Source organism: Stenotrophomonas africana, assembly GCF_013004645.1.
In the GTDB taxonomy this organism is placed as follows: Bacteria; Pseudomonadota; Gammaproteobacteria; order Xanthomonadales; family Xanthomonadaceae; genus Stenotrophomonas; species Stenotrophomonas africana.
This window is the reverse complement of sequence record NZ_JABEME010000006.1, coordinates 20,493-40,688: the sequence shown is the minus strand read 5'-3', so window position 1 is coordinate 40,688 and position 20,196 is coordinate 20,493. Positions and strand designations below refer to the sequence as shown.

Sequence of the window (20,196 nt, the reverse complement as noted above, 5' to 3'; positions counted from 1 at the left end):
GCTCGGCTCTACAGACCGGTTCGCCGCAACGAAAAAGGCGGCCCTGCGGCCGCCTTCTCGTGAATCACTTGCCCTTGACGTGCTTCATCAAGCGCCGCTTGGCCTTGACCTGCCGCTCGGTAAGGACGTTCTTCTTGCCCTCGTACGGGTTGGTACCCTCGCGGAAGATGAAGCTCACTGGCGTGCCGATCAGCTTGAAGCGCTTGCGGAAGAAGTTCTCCAGGTAGCGCTTGTACGATTCCTGCAGCTCCTTCAGGCGGGTGCCGTGCACGATGAAGGTCGGCGGGTTCGCGCCGGCCGGGTGCACGTAACGCAGCTTGGAGACGTGGCCGCGGATGGTCGGCGGCGGATTGGTCTCGTACGCCACTTCCAGCGCCTTGTTTACTTCGCTGGTGGTGAAGGTCTTGTTCGCCGATTCGTGCGCGCGGTGCACCGCACGGAACAGCTCGCGCAGGCCCGAGCCATGCTTGGCCGAGATGCGCACGGACTCGGCCCACGGCACGAAGCCCAGCTTCAGCGACAGCATGGTTTCGGCCTGCTCGCGCTGGTACTCGGTCAGGCCATCCCACTTGTTGATGGCAATCACCAGCGCGCGGCCGGCGTCGAGCACGGCACCGAGCACGGTAGCGTCCTGGTCGGTCACGCCTTCGGTGGCGTCGAGCATCAGCACGGCCACCTGGCACTGCTCGATCGACTGCATGGTCTTGACCACCGAGAACTTCTCGACGACCTCGTCCACGCGCGAACGACGGCGCAGTCCGGCGGTATCGATCAGGCGGTATTCGCGGCCGTCACGCTCCAGGTCCACTGCGATCGAGTCGCGGGTGGTGCCCGGCACGTCGGAGGCGATCATGCGCTCCTCGCCGAGGATGCGGTTGACCAGAGTCGACTTGCCCACGTTCGGGCGGCCGACGAAGGCGATGCGGATGCGGTTCGGATCGTTGTCCAGCTCTTCGCCGCTGCCTTCTTCGGGCAGACGCTGGATCACTTCGTCCAGCAGGTCGTCCAGACCCTGGCGGTGCGCGGCCGACACGGTCAGCATCTCGCCGAAGCCGTAACGGGCGAACTCGGAACGCACGGTGTCCTCGTCGGTGCCGTCAATCTTGTTGATCAGCAGCAGCGTCGGGCGCGACAGCTTGCGCAGCCAGGCCAGGATCTCGTCGTCCATCGCCGACGTTCCCTCACGGGCGTCGACCACGAACAGGATCAGGTCGGCTTCCGCCGCAGCGGCGCGGGCCTGGCGGGTGGTAGCCCCTGCCAGACCCTCTTCCTCTTCCGCGATACCGCCGGTGTCGACGACGAGGAAATGATTGTCCTCATCCAGACGGCAGACACCGTAGTTGCGGTCGCGGGTGACGCCGGGCTGGTCATGGACCAGCGCGTCACGGGTGCGCGTAAGCGCATTGAAAATAGTCGACTTGCCGACATTCGGCCGTCCAACCAGGGCGACCAAAGGCAGCATCGCGATTACTCCAATTTTTAATTTGCCAACCGGAAGGCGGTCAGCTTGCCATCAACGTTCTGCACCAGCAGCACCCCGTCTACGACGACCGGCTGGGCCAGCAGGGCGTCGCCGCCACTTTTTGCCCGTGCCGCCATCGCACCATCGGAGGTCTTCAACCAGTGCACGTATCCCTTGTAGTCGCCGACGACCACGTAATCGCCGTGCAGCGCCGGGCCGGTCAGCGATCGACGCGCCAGCTCGGTCTGCGACCACATGGCGGCGCCGGTCGCCTTGTCCAGGCCGAACACGCCACCCTTGTTGTCGGTGACGAACACATTGCCCGACGACACCGCCACGCCACCTGCACCGCCATGGTCGCGCGCCCACAGCGGGCGACCGGTCGGGCCTTCGATGGCCATGGTCTGGTTCTTGAAGCTGCTCACGTAGAGGGTGTTGCCCTCCAGCACCGGGGCGCCGTCGACGTCGGCCATGCGCTCCAGCTCGGTACGGCCTTCGCCGTTGCCCAGGTTCTGCTCCCACAGGGTACGGCCATCCTGCATGGCGAGCGCGGCAACCGCGCCTTCGTCCTTGCCGATGAACAGCACGCCCGGGCCGGTGACCACCGGCGCGTTGCCGCGCACCGTCAGCGCCGGCAGCTCGCTCGGGTTGAACCACTTCTGGGTGCCGTTGCCGGCATCGAAGGCGGTGATGCGGCCATCATTGCTGCGCACGAACACCAGGCCCTGGGCCACGGCCGGCGCCGCAATCACTTCACCCGGAACACGGGCACGCCACTTCTCGCTGCCATCGTTGATGTCCAGGGCGATGACCTGCCCATCCAGCGTGCCGATCACGACCAGGTTCTCACCGACACCCGGGCCGCCGGACAGGCGCAGCTTCGGCTTCTTCTTTTCCTTGGTCGGCTCCCAGGTCCAGACCTTCTTGCCGGTCTGCAGGTCGATGGCGTGCACGCCGCCGGTGATCGCCGCGGCGAACACATGGCCGTTGGCCACGGCCGGGCCCTGGCGCACGCCGATGCGGCGCTCACCCTTGCCGAGGTTGACCGACCAGGCCTTGTTGACCTTCACGCTCGGCTCGAACTTGACCAGCTCAGCCGGCTCCTGGGCCTTCTTCGCTGCCGCGTCCTTGCCGGCGAACCAGCCCTTCATGGTGCTGCAGCCGGTCAGGGCCATGCCCATCAGGAGCACGGTGGCGACGCGGGTGATCATGACCTTCTGACTCATCAAACCGACTCCGCAGGGGCGGCGACCGTGCCGCCGGCATCCATAACCTTGGTTTCCAGCAGGCGCCGCTGCGGCGCTGCCACGTCCAGCGACTTCAACGCCTTCTCGTACTGTGCACGGGCATCATCACGCTTGCCCTGCGCCAGCAGCGCGTCGCCATGGATTTCCAGGCTGCTGCTGTCGGTGGCGCTGCCCAGCAGCTTGATCGCCTCGTCGCTCTTGCCGGTGGCCACCAGCAGGCGGGCCACACGCTGGTCGACCACGCGCTGCAGGTCACCTTCGACCTTCACGGCGCGCAGGGTGGCCAGCGCTTCTTCATTCTTGCCGGCGTCGACCTGGGCCTTGGCCAGCTGCAGCGCCGCGAGGTCGCCATAGATGCTGGACGGGCCGGCTTCGAGCGCCTTCACTGCCTTGGCAGCGTCATCGAGCTTGTTCTGCTGCAGGCCGACCAGCGCCTTCTGGTACTCGACATTGGCCGAGGCCAGCTTGCCGCCCTGATCCTTCTGGTACCACTGCCAGCCGGCAATGGCACCGATCGCGATGGCTACGCCACCGAGGATGCTGGCGCCATTCTTCCGCAGCCAGCTGCGGACGCGTTCACTTTGTTCGTGCTCGTCGAGCAGATCGTCGATCGCCATGCGTACTCTCGCCCCGCCCGTCGGGAGGGACCATTGGGATTAATCGAAGGTGGTGAAACCGCGCCTCAGTGCGAAACCGGGACTACGGAGCCTTCAGAGGATACCTGAAAGCGTGCCACGTTGGCTCGCTGGTAGGGGGTCAGATCCACGATAGCGCCGTTCTGCTGAACCTGGACCGCCGATGCGTTGCCCAGGGTCACCCGGGTCACCTGGCCCGGGGTGAAGCTGCGGCTTTCGCCGGACTTGATCAGCGCCTTCTCGACGGTGCCACCGTCCGGACCGCCGATATCAACCCAGCTGTCACCGCTGAACTGCATTTCCAGCGTGTTGCCGACCGCGGCCGGCGCCGGGGCCGAACGCGGCACCGGGGCCAGCGAGGCCACGTACGGGGTCGCGGCCGGCTTGCTGGCCGGAACGCCCGCCACATCAGCCGGTGCCGCCGGCTCAACGCCCGCGGCAGACGGGGCCACCGGCACGGCGGCCGGAATCGCATCCAGCGAGGCCGTGCTCGGCGACGGGGTGGCGCTGCCATCGAAGTGACCGCGGGTGGCGAACCACACCGGCACGGCCAGCACCGCGGTGATGCCGACATAGAGCATGCGCCGGCCAAGGTTCTCGGCAATACGGCGCGCACGCGGGGTATGGGTATGGCTGACCAGGGTGGGCGGCACCACCGGCCCGACCTGGGCCTGCTCCAGCAGCTGCCCCACGTCCACGTTGAGCAGGCGCGCATAGCTGCGCAGCTGACCGCGCACGAACACCGGTGCGCCGAGCTTCTGCCATTGTTCTTCTTCCAGCGACCTGACCACCTGGACCGGCATGCGCAGGCGCGAGCCGACATCTTCGAGGGTCAGTCCGGCCGCCTCACGGGCCTGGCGCAGGCGGGTGCCGCAGCCGGCCGCAGTCTCGAGAGCGCTCACAGTCTGGTCATCAATCACAATGCATCAACCCTGGAGTTTAGGAGCCCGCGTCCTGCGGAAATTCCTGTCGAATCCGCTGAAGATAGCGATCAGATGCCGCCCGATCACCCAGCCGCGCTTCGATTTGAGACGCAAGTTGTAACACGGAACGCGTTGCGGGTGCAGCCGCAATCCTACGTTCGGCGAAGGCCCGGGCCTCCATGAAGCGGCCCTGGCGGAAGCTGAGCTGGGCCATCGCCTCCAGCGCGACCGGGTTTCCGGGCAGCGTCGCCAGCGCCGCGCGCAGGTCGCGCTCGGCACGTTCGAACTGGCCGGCATCCAGCGCACAGCCCCCGGCATTGGCCTGGGACTCGGCCGGCGTGGCGTAGCCCGGCGCCTGCAGCGCACGATCGAACCAGACCAGCGACTCGGCCGGCCGACCCTGCTGGCACAGCCATGCGCCGTAGTTGTTGAGGATGTCCCCGCGCTGCGGCGCCTGTTCGGCAGCCCTGCGGAAGCTCTCGCCAGCCTGCTGGGTACGGCCACGGCGCTCGTCGATGCCCGCCAGCAGCACCAGCGCATCGGGCGATTCAGGGGCCAGCTTCAGCGCCTCGCGCGCCTTGCGTTCGGCCGCATCGAGGTTTCCGACCTGCATGTCGCGGGCGGCCAGTGCCAGCAGGTCCTGCAGGCGCACCTGACGCCGCACGCTGTCCGGATCACGGACCGAGTAGACCGGCGCCTCGCTGGGGCCCAGCTTGGCCTTGGGTTGGGATTTGCAGCCGCCGACCGCAACGGTCAGCACGCCTGCGAACAGAACCAGCCAGAGGCGGTCAGGCCGCGGCATCGCTCCCCTTCCCCGCCTGCAGCGTCTTGTTGAACTCCGCCTGGCGGCGGGTGCGGTCCATCACCTGACCCTTGAGCTGGCCACAGGCGGCGTCGATGTCATCGCCACGGGTGCGACGGACCATGGTCAGCACGTTGCTGTCGAGCAGGATCTTCTGGAAGGCGCGGATATGCGCTTCTTCCGAACGCTCGTAGCGGGTACCCGGGAACGGGTTGAAGGGAATCAGGTTGACCTTGCCCGAATCCTTGGCCTGCACCGCGTTGTCGAACTGGCGCATCAGGCGGGCCAGCTCGCGGGCATGCTCGGGCTTGTCGTTGATGCCCTTCATCAGGGTGTATTCGAAGGTGACCGATTCGCGGCGCTTGTTGGCGCGCAGGTAGCGTGCGCACGAGGCCATCAGCTCGGCGATCGGGTACTTCTTGTTGAGCGGCACCAGGGTCTCGCGCAGCGCGTCGTTCGGCGCATGCAGCGACACCGCCAGCGACACGTCGCTTTCGGCAGACAGGCGGTCGATCTGCGGCACCAGGCCGGAGGTCGACAGGGTCACGCGCTTGTTGGCCAGGCCGTAGCCCAGGTCGTCGCGCATCACGCTCATGGCGCGCACGACGTTGTCGAAATTCATCAGCGGCTCGCCCATGCCCATCATCACCACGTTGGTGAGGCGGCGCATCTGGTGCGGCACGTTGCCCAGGTGACGCGCGGCAACCCACACCTGGCCGATGATCTCGGCGGTGGTCAGGTTGCGGTTGAAACCCTGGGTAGCAGTGGAGCAGAACGTGCAGTTCAGGCCGCAGCCGACCTGCGAGGACACGCACAGCGTGCCGCGGGTCTTGTCCGGGATGTACACGGTCTCGATGGCGTTCTTGCCATCCACGCCCATCGCCAGCAGCCACTTGTGGGTGCCGTCGGCGGAGGGCTTGTCGAACACGATGTTGGGAACCAGCACCTCGGCATGGGCCTGCAGCTTGGCGCGCAGGACCTTGCCGAGGTCGGTCATTTCATCGAAGTCGGTGACGTAGCGATGGTGGATCCACTTCATCACCTGATGGGCACGGAACTTCTTTTCGCCGAGAACCTCGACGAAAAACTTCTCCAGGCCCGCGCGATCGAGGTCGAGCAGGTTCTGCTTGCCAGCCGTGGGTGCCGACTTCGGCAGCGGCTGGATGGCGGGGGACTGTACGACCTCGTTCACGGCATTACTCTCAGCGCGAGACGACTTCGGTGGCGGCGAAGAAGTAGGCGATTTCAATCGCGGCATTCTCGACCGAGTCCGAGCCGTGGGCGGCGTTGGCATCGATGGATTCGGCAAAGTCGGCGCGGATGGTGCCCGCAGCGGCTTCCTTCGGGTTGGTGGCGCCCAGCAGGTCGCGGTGGGCCAGGACGGCGTTCTCGCCTTCCAGGGCCTGGATCATCACCGGGCCGGAGATCATGAACTCGACCAGCGCGTTGAAGAACGGACGCTCGCGGTGCACGGCGTAGAAGCCTTCGGCTTCACGGCGCGACAGCTGCTTGTACTTGGCGGCCACGACCTTCAGGCCGGCCTTCTCGAAGCGGGCGTAGATTTCGCCGATGACGTTCTTGGCAACGGCGTCCGGCTTGATGATCGAAAGGGTGCGCTCCAGCGCCATGGGATGTCTCCAATGGAATCGGGCCGCTGATGGCCCGAAGGGTAACATGAAAAAAACCCGCGTCGGGACGCGGGCTTAGCCTGATAAACGTAGGCGAATTGTAAAAGATAACGCGGCCGGGTGGTAGAGGGCCGTGTGGCCCTGTTGTAGAGCCGAGCCCATGCTCGGCTGGCCTTTGCGCCGAAGAGCAGCCGAGCGCGGGCTCGGCTCTACAGGTTCAGCCCCACCCATTCACCCACCTGAGCGGATTCTGACCACCCTGCACAGTTTTGCTGCACTGCAAAATGCCATACGCTACCGTCTGGTCCTAGTATCAAACAATCGTTTGATTAAGGTCCGCCCGCCGATGGCCAAACCCGCCCACTTCTCGACCAAGGACCGCATCCTCGGCGCGGCCGAGGAGCTGTTCGCACAGCATGGCTTCGCCGGTACCTCGCTGCGCCAGGTGACCAGCCAGGCCGACGTCAACATCGCTGCGGTCAACTACCACTTCGGCTCCAAGGAAAACCTGGTCAACGAAGTCTTCCGCCGCCGCATGGACGAGATGACCGGCGCGCGCCTGGCGCAGCTGGAGCGCGCCCGCAGCGAACACCCCGGCGAACTGCGCCCGGTGCTGGCCGCCTTCGTCGAGCCGGCGCTGGCGCTGGCCCAGGACCGCCAGAACGGCGGCGCCTTCGTGCGCGTGATCGCCCGCGCCTACGCCGAGAAGAACGACAACCTGCGCAAGTTCCTGTCCGACCACTACGGCCACGTGCTGCGTGCGTTCGGCAAGGCCATCGGCGAATGCGTGCCCGACCTGAGCAAGGAGGAGTTGTACTGGCGCCTGGATTTCCTGGCCGGCTCGCTCACCTATGCCATGGCCGACTTCGGGCTGATCAAGCGTCCCGCCGGTGTCACCGAAGCGGCGCATCGTGCCCATGCCGCCCACGAACTGATCCATTTCGCCGAAGCCGGGTTCCGCGCCGCCGCACGCGCCAGCGCCCTGCCCGCTTCCCTTGATTCCACCCAGTAACTGCTGACCAACAAAGGCCCTACACCATGTCCAATTCCCTGCTAGTCCGCCGCGCCGCCGTGCTGGGTGCCGGCGTCATGGGTGCCCAGATCGCCGCCCACCTCACCAACGCTGGCGTCGACACCGTGCTGTTCGACCTGCCCGCCAAGGAAGGTCCGGCCGATGGCATCGTGCTGAAGGCGATCGCCAACCTGGGCAAGCTGAGCCCGGCGCCGCTGGCCAGCAAGTCGCTGGCCGAAGCCATCACCCCGGCCAACTACGAGTCCGGCCTGGAGCAGCTGAAGGACTGCGACCTGATCATCGAGGCCATTGCCGAGCGCATGGACTGGAAGCAGGACCTGTACAAGAAGATCGCCCCGTTCGTGGCCGACCACGCGGTGCTGGCCTCCAACACCTCGGGCCTGGGCATCAACAAGCTGGCCGACGTGCTGCCCGAGCAGCTGCGCCATCGCTTCTGCGGCGTGCACTTCTTCAACCCGCCGCGCTACATGCACCTGGCCGAGCTGATCCCGGCCACCACCACCGATGCCGCCGTGCTGGAAGGCCTGGAAGCATTCCTGGTCACCACCCTGGGCAAGGGCGTGGTGTACGCCAAGGACACCCCGAACTTCATCGGCAACCGCATCGGCGTGTTCTCGATCCTGTCCACCATCCACCACACCCAGCAGTTCGGCCTGGGCTTCGATGAAGTGGACGGCCTGACCGGCCCGCTGGTCGGCCGCCCGAAGTCGGCCACCTACCGCACCTCCGACGTGGTCGGCCTGGACACCATGGCCCACGTCATCAAGACCATGGGCGACACCCTGCCGAACGATCCGTGGCATGAGTTCTTCAAGTCGCCGAAGTGGCTGGATGCGCTGATTTCCAAGGGCGCACTGGGCCAGAAGACCGGCGCCGGCATCTTCCGCAAGGTCGGCAAGGACATCGTCGTGCTGGACCTGGAGAAGCAGGACTACCGTCCGGCTGATCGCGCTGCCGCGCCGGAAGTGGTCGAGATCCTGAAGATCAAGAACCCGGCCGAGAAGTTCGCCAAGCTGCGCGAGAGCCAGCACCCGCAGGCGCAGTTCCTGTGGGCGACCTTCCGCGACCTGTTCCACTACAGCGCCTACCACCTGGCCGACATCGCCGAGACCGCGCGCGACGTCGACCTGGCCATCCGCTGGGGCTACGGCTGGTCGCTGGGCCCGTTCGAAACCTGGCAGGCCGCCGGCTGGAAGCAGGTGGCGCAATGGATCGCCGATGACATCGTGGCCGGCAAGAGCATGAGCAACGCCCCGCTGCCGGACTGGGTGTTCGATGGCCGCGATGGTGTGCACGCCGCCGAAGGCAGCTACAGCCCGTCGCGCAACGCCAAGCTGCCGCGCTCGTCGCTGCCGGTGTACCAGCGCCAGCGTTTCCCCGATCCGCTGCTGGGCGAGAAGTTCGCGCCGGGCGAGACCGTGTTCGAGAACGACGGCCTGCGCATGTGGCACGACGGTGATGGCATCGCCGTGGTCAGCTTCAAGACCAAGATGAACACCGTGTCCGACCAGGTGCTCGATGGCCTGCAGGAATGCGTGAGCCGCGCCGAGAAGGACTTCCAGGGCCTGGTGATCTGGCAGCAGAAGGAACCCTTCTCCGCCGGTGCCGACCTGGCCGGCGCGCTGGGCCTGCTGCAGGCCGGCAAGGTCGACCAGTTCGAAGAAATGGTTGCCAACTTCCAGCGCACCAGCCAGCGCATCAAGTACTCGCTGGTGCCGGTGGTGGCCGCCGTGCGCGGCCTGGCGCTGGGTGGTGGCTGCGAGTTCCAGATGCACAGCGCCAAGACCGTAGCCTTCCTGGAAAGCTACATCGGCCTGGTCGAGGCCGGCGTCGGCCTGCTGCCGGCCGGTGGCGGCCTGAAGGAACTGGCCGTGCGCGCCTCGCAGGCCGCGGGCCCGGGCGGTGACGTGTTCGCCGAACTGAAGAAGACCTTCGAGACCGTGGCGATGGCCAAGGTGTCCAACTCGGCGGTCAACGCCAAGGAACTGGGCCTGCTGCGCAGCACCGACAAGGTGGTGTTCAACAGCTACGAGGCCCTGCACATCGCCAAGGCCGAAGCACGCGCCCTGGCCGAAGCGGGCTACCGTCCGCCGCTGCCGGCACGCCGCATCCAGGTCGCCGGTGACGTGGGTATCGCCACCTTCAAGATGATGCTGGTCAACATGCTGGAAGGCCGCTTCATCAGCCCGTACGACTACGAGATCGCCGAGCGCATCGCCACCGTGCTGTGCGGCGGCAAGGTCGACCGTGGCACCCTGGTGGACGAAGAGTGGCTGCTGACCCTGGAGCGCAAGCACTTCGTCGAACTGGCCCAGCAGGAAAAGACCCAGGCCCGCATCGCGCACATGCTGAAGACCGGCAAGCCGCTGCGTAACTGATCGCCCTCCCTGCTTCCGGTGGGTGCCGACCGTTGGTCGGCACTCCCTGATGTGGCAGTCGAGCATGGCTCGACTCTACAAACCCTATTCGAGAGATCACTGCAATGACCAAGCAAATCCAGGACGCCTACATCGTCGCCGCCACCCGTACCCCGGTTGGCAAGGCGCCCAAGGGCATGTTCCGCAACACCCGCCCCGACGACATGCTTGCGCACGTGCTGCGCAGCGTCGTTGCCCAGGCCCCGGGCGTGGACGTCAACCGCATCGATGACGCGATCATCGGCTGCGCCATGCCGGAAGCCGAGCAGGGCATGAACGTGGCACGCATCGGCGTGCTGCTGGCCGGCCTGCCCAACACCATCGCCGCACAGACCGTGAACCGCTTCTGCTCCTCCGGCCTGCAGGCCGTGGCGCAGGCCGCCGACGCGATCCGCCTGGGCAATGCCGACCTGATGCTGGCCGGCGGCACCGAATCGATGTCGATGGTGCCGATGATGGGCAACAAGATTGCGATGGCGCCGAGCGTGTTCGACAACGACCACGTGGCCATCGCCTACGGCATGGGCATCACCGCCGAGAAGGTCGCTGAAGAGTGGAAGGTCTCGCGGGAAGACCAGGACGCCTTCGCCCTGGCCTCGCACCAGAAGGCCATGGCCGCCATCCAGAACGGAGACTTCAAGGACGAGATCAGCCCGTACGAGATCGTCTCGCACCTGCCGGACCTGGCCGATGGCCAGCGCATCATCACCCGCAACAAGATCGCCGACACCGACGAAGGCCCGCGCCCGGATTCGTCCGCTGAAGGCCTGGCCAAGCTGCGCCCGGTGTTCCGCAACGGTCAGTTCGGCGGCACCGTCACCGCCGGCAACTCGTCGCAGATGAGCGATGGCGCCGGCGCCGTGCTGCTGGCGTCGGAGCAGGCGATCAAGGATTACGGCCTGACCCCGCTGGCCCGTTTCGTCAGCTTCTCGGTGGCCGGCGTGCGCCCGGAAGTGATGGGCATCGGCCCGATCGCCGCGATCCCGAAGGCACTGAAGCAGGCCGGCCTGACCCAGGACCAGCTGGACTGGATTGAACTGAACGAAGCGTTCGCCGCGCAGTCGCTGGCGGTGATCCGCGATTGCGGCCTGGACCCGAGCAAGGTCAACCCGCTGGGCGGCGCGATCGCCCTGGGCCACCCGCTGGGTGCGACCGGCGCGATCCGTACCGCGACCCTGCTGCACGGTCTGCGTCGTCGCCAGCAGAAGTACGGCATGGTGACGATGTGCATCGGCACCGGCATGGGCGCAGCAGGTATTTTCGAGGCGCTGTAAGGTTCAAAGCGTTGCCGGCTGATTGCTGGCGGTGGGGCCCGGGTGGATGAGACTGCCCGGGACACGCCGTGAACCCGTCCCTGGGGGCTTGGCAGCGGCATCCATGCCGCTGACAGTCCCGGTCAGCCTCACCCACCCGTGCCATCCATCATTCCGCGCGGCGGAAGGGTGAGCAAAGGCAGGATCAAGAGCTGGGGTCAGAGCCCTTTGCTACGCAAAGGGATCCGACCCCACAAGCAACCCCACAAGCAAAAAAGGCAGCCATCGGCTGCCTTTTTTGCTTGTGCTCTTGCCCTTGATTCCGCCCTTCCCGTCCCGCCCATCACGTATCAATCAAGGCGCCGCACGGAGCGCTTGACAAAACCCTTATTCCGCCAACATCGCCGTCAGTTTCTCCCGCGCCGGGCCGGCCAGCTTCGGGTTGTCCAGCGCGAAGCGGATCGTCGCTTCCACCAGCCCCAGGTGCGTGCCGCAGTCGAAGCGGGTGCCCTCGAAACGATAGGCATCCACCTCTTCGGTCTTCAGCAGCTGCGCGATCGCATCGGTCAGCTGGATCTCGCCGCCGGCACCGCTGCCGGTCTGCTCCAGCAGCTCGAAGATCTTCGGGCTCAGCACGTAGCGTCCGACCACCGCCAGGTCGCTCGGGGCGTCATCCGGCTTCGGCTTCTCCACGATCTGCGAAATGCGTCCCTTGCGGCCATCGAAGGCCTCGGTCGCGACGATGCCGTAGCTGGCGGTCTTGTCGTGCGGCACATCTTCAACGGCAATGACACTGGCGCCACTGGCTTCGTTGAGATCGGCCATCTGCTTCAGCGCACCAGCACCGCGGTTCCAGATCAGGTCGTCCGGCAGCAGTACCGCGAACGGCTCGTCACCGATCACGGCCTTGGCGCACAGCACCGCATGGCCCAGGCCCAGCGCCTCGGCCTGGGTTACGAAAACCGCACGCACGCCGTTGGGCAGCACGTGACGGATCAGCTCCAGCTGCTCCTGCTTGCCGGCACGCTCGAGCTTCTGCTCCAGTTCGTAGGCCTTGTCGAAGTAGTCGGCAACCGCATGCTTGTAGCGGTTGGTGATGAACACCAGGGTGTCACAGCCCGCTTCGATCGCTTCATCCACAGCGTACTGGATCAGCGGACGATCAATGATCGGCAGCATTTCCTTCGGCACCGTCTTGGTTGCCGGCAAAAAGCGCGTCCCTAGCCCTGCCACTGGAAAAACTGCCTTGCGAATTCGCTTGCTCATTGGTGCCTGTTGGCCTCACGTGCCGGAAAGGGCACGACTTTAGCGGATGAAATGTAAGCATCCTGTTCGATCGGTGAGAACTCCGGCATCGTCGCGAACAGGACTTCCTTGATGGTGTCGGTGTCGTAGCTGCACACCGCTTCGCGCAGGCGCGGCACGTTACCCAGCACCAGATCGCGCGAGAACATGCGTACACCGGCCTCGAGGATCTTCGGGTGCGCGGTGGCGCGGTAGTCTTCGTCCGAATAGAACAGCGTCTCGTGCAGCTTCTCGCCCGGACGCAGGCCGGTATAGATGATCGGGATGTCCTTGTACGGCTGCTTGCCTGCCAGGCGGATCATCTGCTCGGCCAGCAGCCGGATCGGCACCGGCTCGCCCATGTCGAGCGTGTAGATCGCACCGTGCGATGCCGAGGCGGCCGCCTGCAGGATCAACTGGCAGGCCTCGGGGATCGTCATGAAGTAGCGGCTGACTTCCGGATCGGTGACCGTCACCGGCCCGCCACGCAGGATCTGTTCGCGGAACAGCGGGACCACGCTGCCGGCCGAGGCCAGCACGTTACCGAAGCGCACCGTGACGAAACGGGTATGCGTGGACCTCTGGTCCAGGCTCTGGCAGATCATCTCGGCGTAGCGCTTGCTGGCACCCAGCGCATTGACCGGGTCGACCGCCTTGTCGGTGGAGATGAACACGAAATGTTCGACACGGGCCTCAAGGCAGGCGCGCGCCACGTTCTCGGTCGCCAGGATGTTGTTGCGCACGGCTTCGCGCAGCTGCCGCTCAAGCACCGGCACATGCTTGTAGGCCGCGGCATGGAAGGCGGTATCGACCGGATGCAGCGACAGCGCATGGCGGATCACCGCCGGGTCACCGCAGTCACCCAGTACCGCTTCGATCTCGACATCGGGGAAACTGCGGCGCAGCTCACCCTCGATGGTCAGCAGCAGCAGTTCACTCATCTCCAGCAGGATGATGCGGCCGGCGCCATGGCGCGCACACTGGCGGCACAGCTCCGAACCAATCGAACCGCCGGCGCCGGTCACCATCACGGTACGCCCGCCCAGCCAGCCTCGGATGAGGCTCCAGTCCGGGGTGATCGGCTTGCGGCCGAGCAGGTCCTCGATCGCCACTTCCTTCAGCTGGCCCGGCAGCGACTGGCCCTGCAGGATGTCGCTGAGCTTGGGCACGGTCCGGAACGGCACGCCGGTGCTTTCACAGATGGCAACCACCCGTTGCATGCCTGCGGCGTCCAGCGAGGGCATGGCGATCACCAGCAGCTTGGCGGCGGTCTCGCGGACCACTGCCGGGGCATCATCCAGGCTGCCGAGGATGGGCAGCCCCTGCAGCTTGGCGCCACGCAGGTGCGGTGCATCATCCAGCAGACCGACCGGCTCGAAGTTGCCGGAACGGCGCAGGTCACGGACCAGGGTTTCAGCCGCCTGCCCGGCGCCCAGGATCAATACCCGGCGTGCGCTGGAATCCGACTGCAGCGCCTGATAGTCCTTCCAGGCCCGGTACAGCAGCCGCGGCGCTCCCAGCAGCGCCGACAGCGCGAACGGATAGATCACCAGCACCGACATCGGAACGCCATCGAAGCGCTTCCACATCAGTACCAGCACGATGCCGACCAGGCCGATGAAGCTGGCCTTGAAGATGTTCAGGAGGTCGCTGACGCTGGCGAAACGCCACAGGCCGCGATACAGGCCCACGCGCCAGAACACCAGGCCCTGCAGCAGCAGCACCAGCGTGGTATCGACATTCCAGAGGGGCAGCGCCGGCGCGTTGGGGAGGATCGAGTACCGCCCCGCGTGGAGCAGCTGCCAGCATGCCCAGACCATGAACAGGTCGTGGCAGACGATGGCCGAACGCGGCATCAGGCCGAGAATTCTGTCCCGCCAGGGTGAAGCCATAAGTCAGGTAGTTCCTTGTCGGTGACGCAATCCATTGCGCAGGAAGAGCCAGAGGGCGCTCAGCGCAATGAACCACGCGATCGCCACGACAGCCTCCCACCTCGGCTGCAAATTCGAGCAGACATTAAGCACTGTAATACTGAACAGGCCCAAAGCAAAGTACATCCCTGTCACCTGGGCATGGCTGGCTCCTGCCTGCACCGCCCGCTGGTAGACGTGCTGGGTATGGGGTTCCATCCAGCGTTGCCCTGAAATGATGCGCGCCAGCAGCGTGAAGCCTGCGTCCACGAGGAACGCCGAGGCCGGCACCAGCAACAGGATCCAGTGGATATCGGTCTTCAGGCTTGCGATCGCAAGAACGACGGCAACCGCATATCCGAGTGCGCCACTTCCGACATCACCCATGAAGATCCGCGCCCGTGGGAAGTTGAACGGCAGAAAACCCAGGCAGGCCAGACCGAGGGCCACGGCCGCAAGCGAATACGGCCAGGGCAGCACCGGCGCCAGGCCCAGCGCGACCACGACAGCCTGGCTGGCGGCAATGCCGTTGATGCCATCCATGAAGTTCCAGATGTTGATCAACGAGGCAGTGAACAGCAGCACCAGCACGGCCAGCAGCCAGCTGCCACCGTGCACCTTGACCAGTGCAGCCAGCAGTGCGGCGGCAATGAAATGCACCATCAGACGGCGCATGGCCGGCAGCGGCCTGTGGTCGTCCCACCAGCCGATGCCCGCCACCAGCACCAGTCCCAGACTGACAAGCAGCAGGCTCGGCATTGCTGCGGGCCAGATCCACATCGCCACGCCCGCAGTGACCAGGAGGCTGATGACGATGGCGATGCCGCCGCCGCGCGGGGTCGCCACGCTATGGCTGCGACGCTCGCCCGGCTGGTCCATCAACTGCTGGCGCAGGGCATAGCCCCGCGCAGCCCACGTCAGCGCCGCACTCAGCAGGGCCAGCCCCAGCAGCGCGCCCATCACGAGCCACGGCATGGATCAGAGCACCGCGTAATTCAGCAGCGGCTTGACCGTGCCCCACTCCTTGCAGCTCGGGCACTGCCAGTGGTGAGTGCGTGCACCGAATCCGCAGCGGGTGCAGCGATAAGCAGGGTTGCGCACCAGCAGCTGATCGGTGATGTGCTTGAGGTCGTGCAGGGTGGCGGTGGAATCGGCGCCCTCGGCCAGCGTCAGGTCGATCAGCGCGGACTCGCCACGTACCGACGGACGATCTTTCAGCTGGCGACCGAGGTAGGCACGGGCCGGGGCCACGCCCTCCTGCTCTTCCATCAGACGGGTCAATGCCAGCACCGGCGCAATGCCACGGTAGTGCTCGGTCATCTCCGAAAGGAAGGCACGCGCGCCACCGAGATCACCGACCTTGCGATAGTTCTGCATCAATGCGGGCAGCAACTCCGGCAGATACTCGGGGTCGTTGCGGGCAGCGCGCTCGAACGCACGCACGGCGGCTTCGGCGTTGCCCGCATCCGTCTCCAGGCGCCCTTCGATGATGCCCGCGCGTACCGACATGGCATCGGCCTGGTAGGCACGAGCGATCGCCGCCCTCGCCTCTTCCAGCTTGCCGGCGCCGCGGAAACGCTCGGCCAGCTCGCATTCGAACTGCCCGATCAGCTTGCCCATCGGCTCGCCGGTCACGTCTTCGAAGCGGGTGGCATTGTCGATCGCCTTTTCCCAGTCGCGCTCGGCCTGGTAGATGCCGATCAGGTGCTTCAGCGCCTGCGGTGCACGCTGGTCCAGCTGCGCCAGCTCGGTGAACACGGTCTCGGCACGGTCCAGCAGACCGGACTTCATGTAGTCCTCGCCCAGCGCCAGCAGGGCCTGTACGCGCTGTGCATCGCTCAGGTCATGGCGGTTGACCAGACCCTGGTGCAGGCGGATCGCGCGATCCACTTCACCGCGACGGCGGAACAGGTGGCCCAGCGCGACCTGGGTCTCGAAGGTTTCCTTGTCCAGCTCGGCGATGTGCAGGAACAGCTCGATGGCCTTGTCCGGCTGTTCGTTGAGCAGGTAGTTCAGACCGCGGAAGTAGGTGCTGGACAGTCGGCTGACCTGGTTGTCACCGTGACGTTGACCGCCACGCCGTCCGATCACCCACCCGGCCAGTGCAGCCAACGGAACGAACAGAAAGAACCAGAACCACTCGGTGACGAAATCCATCTTCGATCAACGTCCATCAAAAGATTGGGGGGAAACGCCTGCGGCCGGGGTGGCCGCCACGGACTTGTTGGCGCGGCGCAACTGGCTGTAGAGCGGAATGACCACGCTCACCAGCACCAGACCGGCGCCGACCACGACACCGATCAGCAGGGCAGCAATCAGCGCCACACCGACGGACGTGTTCAATTGGGTAAACAGCAGGTTGATCGACATTGCGGTCATGTTGACCGCACCAATGATCAGCCCAAGGATCAGGACCGCCAGCAGGACCAGCAGACGAAAAACCTTCATGCGACAGCTCCAGTGGCAGGAGTCCGTAGCTTATCCGACTCGCGGCTGGATTCGCACGCGGTGGCGCGACGGGGCTCAGGCCGGATCGGCGTCCAGCGGCAGCACGCTGCTGACCCGCTCGCGCAGTTCCTTGCCCGGCTTGAAATGGGGGACATGCTTGCCCGGCAGGGCAACCGATTCGCCGGTCTTCGGGTTGCGACCCAGGCGCGGCGGACGATAGTGCAGCGAAAAGCTGCCGAAACCACGGATTTCGATGCGATCCCCGGCGGACAGCGATCCGCCCATCATTTCCAGCAACGACTTCACCGCCAGATCGACATCATCGGCCTTCAGGTGCGCCTGGCGGCGCGCAAGGATTTCGATCAGTTCGGATTTGGTCATCACCGGCTCACATCAGGGGCATCTCAGCCTGAAACGGCCCGGGCAATGCCCGGGCCGTCCAGGAAACAACAAACAGCGTAAGGCCGATTACTCGGACTTGTTGCCGTTCAGCTGCGCACGCAGCAGCGCGCCCAGCTGGGTGGTGCCGCTGGAAGCCGAAGAGGACTGGTATTCCTCCAGCACTTCGCGCATTTCCGCGTCATCCTTGGCCTTGATCGACAGCTGCAGGGTGCGGCCCTTGCGGTCCATGCCCACGAACTTGGCTTCGACCTTGTCGCCGACCTTCAGGTGCTGGGTAGCGTCGTCAACGCGCTCGTTGGCGATGTCGCGAGCCGACACGTAGCCTTCGATGCCGTCGGCCAGTTCGATCACGGCGCCCTTGGCGTCGACTTCCTTCACCACGCCTTCGACCTTGGAGCCCTTCGGATTGGCAGCCATGTACTGGCCGAACGGATCCTGCTCCAGCTGCTTCACGCCCAGGGAGATGCGCTCGCGCTCCGGGTCGACGGCCAGGACGACGGCGTCCAGGGTATCGCCCTTCTTGAAGTTGCGAACGACGTCTTCGCCGGTGGTGGCCCAGCTGATGTCGGACAGGTGAACCAGGCCGTCGATGCCGCCGTCCAGGCCGATGAAGATGCCGAAGTCGGTGATCGACTTGATCTGGCCCGACACCTTGTCACCCTTCTTGTGGGTGGCAGCGAAGGTTTCCCACGGATTGGCGGCAACCTGCTTCATGCCCAGCGAGATACGGCGACGCTCTTCATCGACGTCCAGCACCATCACTTCGACTTCGTCACCAACCTGCACAACCTTGGACGGGTTGACGTTCTTGTTGGTCCAATCCATCTCGGAGACGTGCACCAGGCCTTCGACGCCCGGCTCGATCTCAACGAACGCACCGTAATCGGTGACGTTGGAGACCTTGCCGAAGACGCGGCTGTTGGCCGGGTAACGACGGCCGATGTTGTCCCACGGATCTTCGCCCAGCTGCTTCAGGCCCAGCGAAACGCGGTTGCGCTCGCGGTCGAACTTCAGCACGCGGACGTCCAGCTCGTCGCCGACGTTCACGACTTCCGACGGGTGACGCACGCGCTTCCACGCCATGTCGGTGATGTGCAGCAGGCCGTCGATACCGCCCAGGTCCACGAACGCGCCGTAGTCGGTCAGGTTCTTGACGACACCCTTCAGGATCGCGCCTTCCTGCAGCTTGTCCATCAGCTGCTCGCGCTCTTCCGAGTGCTCGCTTTCGACGACAGCGCGGCGCGAGACCACGACGTTGTTACGCTTGCGGTCCAGCTTGATGAGCTTGAACTCGAGTTCCTTGCCTTCCAGGTAGGCCGGATCGCGCACCGGGCGCACATCGACCAGGGAACCCGGCAGGAAGGCGCGGACATCCTTGATGTCCACGGTGAAACCACCCTTGACCTTGCCGCTGATGCGACCGGTGATGGTTTCGTTCTTTTCCAACGCTTCTTCCAGCTCGTCCCACACCATCGCGCGCTTGGCCTTCTCGCGCGACAGGACGGTTTCGCCGAAGCCGTTCTCGATCGAGTCGAGGGCGACCTTGACGATGTCGCCTTCGGCGACGTCGATTTCGCCAGCGTCGTTACGGAACTGTTCGATCGGCACGATGCCTTCGGACTTCAGGCCAGCGTTGATCACCACGACGTCGCCGCGGACTTCAACAACGGTACCGCTGACGATGGCGCCCGGCTTCAGCTTGGCCAGGTTGGCCTGGCTGGCTTCAAACAGTTCGGCAAATGATTCGGTCATTAGATTTACTCTGTTGGACACATGGGTCGGTGGCGTCCCCTTCAGGGGAATGGCGACCGCCCGCCTGTTGGTCGACCCCGGAAACGCAGGTCGTGTGTAGTAGGAAAACCGCCACGCATCATTGCGCGACGGAGCTGGTACAGCACTGCTATGCGCGACCACCACCGATGTTGCTGGCAGTGCTCCCGCGCGAACGGATCAGGCAGCCGGAACCGGAAGCAGATCCATCACTCTGGCAACGACATCTGCGATGCCGATGCCTGTGGTGTCGATGAGGACAGCATCGTCTGCCGGCTTCAGAGGCGCCACGGTACGCTGAGCATCACGGGCGTCGCGGGCCATGATCTCGCGCAGGAGGTCATCAAAGTTAACAGAAACCCCCTTGTCTTTCAACTGCTTATGCCGGCGCTCGGCGCGCTCCTCGGCACTGGCGGTCAGGAAGACCTTGTAGGGGGCGTCCTTGAAGATCACCGTGCCCATGTCGCGGCCATCGGCGACCAGGCCGGGCAGCTCCCTGAATGCGCGCTGGCGCTCCTTCAGGGCGGCCCGGACCTCGGGAATGGCGGCAATGGCCGACGCCAGCGCCCCGGTGGTCTCCAGCCGCAGCTCGTCGGTGGCATCGGTGCCGTTCACCATGACCCGCATGGCTTCACCCTGCTCGACAAACTGAACGTGGGTATCGAAGGTGCAGCGGACCAGCGCCGAGGCATCGGAGGTGTCGATGTCGGCCCAGCTCGCGGCCACGCCCACCGCCCGGTACAGCGCGCCCGAATCCAGGTAATGCCAGCCCATCCGGCGCGCGATGATGCGGCTGATGGTACCCTTGCCAGCCCCTGAAGGGCCGTCGATGGTCAGGACGGGAGCGAGTGGATTCATGGGGTTCCCAGAGCGTGTGAAGGGGTCATTCTAGCCCCTGTCAGACGCCCCCACCGGGATCTTTTGTGCAACCACTTGAAACCACGAGGAAAAGCCCGGTAGAATGGCGGGCTTGAACGAGCGT

Annotated in this window: 18 protein-coding genes; 3 read left to right on the top strand and 15 right to left on the bottom strand. The window is 65.3% G+C overall.

Annotated features, from left to right (window positions below; translation table 11 throughout):
* Positions 1-64: 64 nt before the first annotated feature.
* The 7 genes from der to ndk all read right to left on the bottom strand — a co-directional run bounded on the left by der (position 65) and on the right by ndk (position 6,697).
* A complete protein-coding gene (gene der, locus HLA98_RS11975) occupies positions 65-1,462 on the bottom strand; it encodes a ribosome biogenesis GTPase Der (protein ID WP_014036905.1) in 1,398 nt (465 codons plus the stop codon).
* Positions 1,463-1,479: 17 nt separating this feature from the next.
* Entirely contained in the window at positions 1,480-2,688 is a 1,209-nt protein-coding gene (gene bamB, locus HLA98_RS11970; RefSeq protein WP_049447870.1) for an outer membrane protein assembly factor BamB, read from the bottom strand.
* Positions 2,688-3,326: a YfgM family protein gene (locus HLA98_RS11965; protein WP_043884373.1), complete on the bottom strand. Its 639-nt coding sequence runs from the start codon at positions 3,324-3,326 to the stop codon at positions 2,688-2,690. The genes bamB and HLA98_RS11965 overlap by 1 nt, the downstream gene beginning before the upstream one ends.
* A 65-nt stretch (positions 3,327-3,391) precedes the next feature.
* Positions 3,392-4,264: a RodZ domain-containing protein gene (locus tag HLA98_RS11960; protein ID WP_057500649.1), complete on the bottom strand. Its 873-nt coding sequence runs from the start codon at positions 4,262-4,264 to the stop codon at positions 3,392-3,394.
* Positions 4,265-4,283: 19 nt separating this feature from the next.
* A complete protein-coding gene (pilW, locus tag HLA98_RS11955) occupies positions 4,284-5,069 on the bottom strand; it encodes a type IV pilus biogenesis/stability protein PilW (RefSeq protein WP_057500648.1) in 786 nt (261 codons plus the stop codon).
* Positions 5,056-6,261: a dual-specificity RNA methyltransferase RlmN gene (rlmN, locus tag HLA98_RS11950; protein WP_005409296.1), complete on the bottom strand. Its 1,206-nt coding sequence runs from the start codon at positions 6,259-6,261 to the stop codon at positions 5,056-5,058. Before rlmN ends, pilW begins: the two co-directional genes overlap by 14 nt.
* Positions 6,262-6,271: 10 nt before the next feature.
* Positions 6,272-6,697 (bottom strand): nucleoside-diphosphate kinase, encoded by a 426-nt coding sequence (gene ndk / locus HLA98_RS11945; protein WP_008265389.1) that lies wholly within the window; start codon positions 6,695-6,697, stop codon positions 6,272-6,274.
* 346 nt (positions 6,698-7,043) lie between these two features.
* Here ndk and HLA98_RS11940 point away from each other — a divergent pair, with 346 nt between their 5' ends.
* From HLA98_RS11940 to HLA98_RS11930, 3 genes are all read left to right on the top strand, one after another.
* Positions 7,044-7,709, top strand: coding sequence for a TetR/AcrR family transcriptional regulator (locus HLA98_RS11940; RefSeq protein ID WP_057500647.1), 666 nt, complete (start codon positions 7,044-7,046; stop codon positions 7,707-7,709).
* Positions 7,710-7,735: 26 nt separating this feature from the next.
* The gene (locus HLA98_RS11935; RefSeq protein WP_033834902.1) at positions 7,736-10,108 is read left to right on the top strand and encodes a 3-hydroxyacyl-CoA dehydrogenase/enoyl-CoA hydratase family protein; all 2,373 of its coding nucleotides are present in this window, start codon (positions 7,736-7,738) and stop codon (positions 10,106-10,108) included.
* 104 nt (positions 10,109-10,212) lie between these two features.
* Positions 10,213-11,421, top strand: coding sequence for an acetyl-CoA C-acyltransferase (locus tag HLA98_RS11930; protein WP_057500646.1), 1,209 nt, complete (start codon positions 10,213-10,215; stop codon positions 11,419-11,421).
* Positions 11,422-11,787: 366 nt separating this feature from the next.
* Here HLA98_RS11930 and galU read toward each other — a convergent pair whose 3' ends face one another.
* The 8 genes from galU to cmk form a co-directional block, all read right to left on the bottom strand.
* Positions 11,788-12,666: a UTP--glucose-1-phosphate uridylyltransferase GalU gene (gene galU / locus HLA98_RS11925; protein WP_057500704.1), complete on the bottom strand. Its 879-nt coding sequence runs from the start codon at positions 12,664-12,666 to the stop codon at positions 11,788-11,790.
* Positions 12,663-14,576 carry a polysaccharide biosynthesis protein gene (locus tag HLA98_RS11920; RefSeq protein ID WP_049447861.1) on the bottom strand — a complete coding sequence of 638 codons (1,914 nt, stop codon included), beginning with the start codon at positions 14,574-14,576 and terminating at the stop codon, positions 12,663-12,665. Before HLA98_RS11920 ends, galU begins: the two co-directional genes overlap by 4 nt.
* Before the next feature lie 3 nt (positions 14,577-14,579).
* The gene (locus tag HLA98_RS11915; RefSeq protein ID WP_057500703.1) at positions 14,580-15,569 is read right to left on the bottom strand and encodes an MraY family glycosyltransferase; all 990 of its coding nucleotides are present in this window, start codon (positions 15,567-15,569) and stop codon (positions 14,580-14,582) included.
* A 3-nt stretch (positions 15,570-15,572) separates the two neighbouring features.
* The gene (lapB, locus tag HLA98_RS11910; RefSeq protein ID WP_049447859.1) at positions 15,573-16,751 is read right to left on the bottom strand and encodes a lipopolysaccharide assembly protein LapB; all 1,179 of its coding nucleotides are present in this window, start codon (positions 16,749-16,751) and stop codon (positions 15,573-15,575) included.
* 6 nt (positions 16,752-16,757) lie between these two features.
* Positions 16,758-17,042 (bottom strand): lipopolysaccharide assembly protein LapA domain-containing protein, encoded by a 285-nt coding sequence (locus HLA98_RS11905; protein ID WP_049447858.1) that lies wholly within the window; start codon positions 17,040-17,042, stop codon positions 16,758-16,760.
* A gap of 75 nt (positions 17,043-17,117) precedes the next feature.
* On the bottom strand, positions 17,118-17,423 hold the full coding sequence (locus HLA98_RS11900) for an integration host factor subunit beta (RefSeq protein WP_005409286.1): 306 nt from the start codon (positions 17,421-17,423) through the stop codon (positions 17,118-17,120).
* A gap of 87 nt (positions 17,424-17,510) precedes the next feature.
* Entirely contained in the window at positions 17,511-19,196 is a 1,686-nt protein-coding gene (rpsA, locus tag HLA98_RS11895) for a 30S ribosomal protein S1 (RefSeq protein WP_049447857.1), read from the bottom strand.
* Between the two features lie 198 nt (positions 19,197-19,394).
* Positions 19,395-20,072 carry a (d)CMP kinase gene (gene cmk, locus HLA98_RS11890; RefSeq protein ID WP_049399452.1) on the bottom strand — a complete coding sequence of 226 codons (678 nt, stop codon included), beginning with the start codon at positions 20,070-20,072 and terminating at the stop codon, positions 19,395-19,397.
* Between the last annotated feature and the right edge of the window lie 124 nt (positions 20,073-20,196).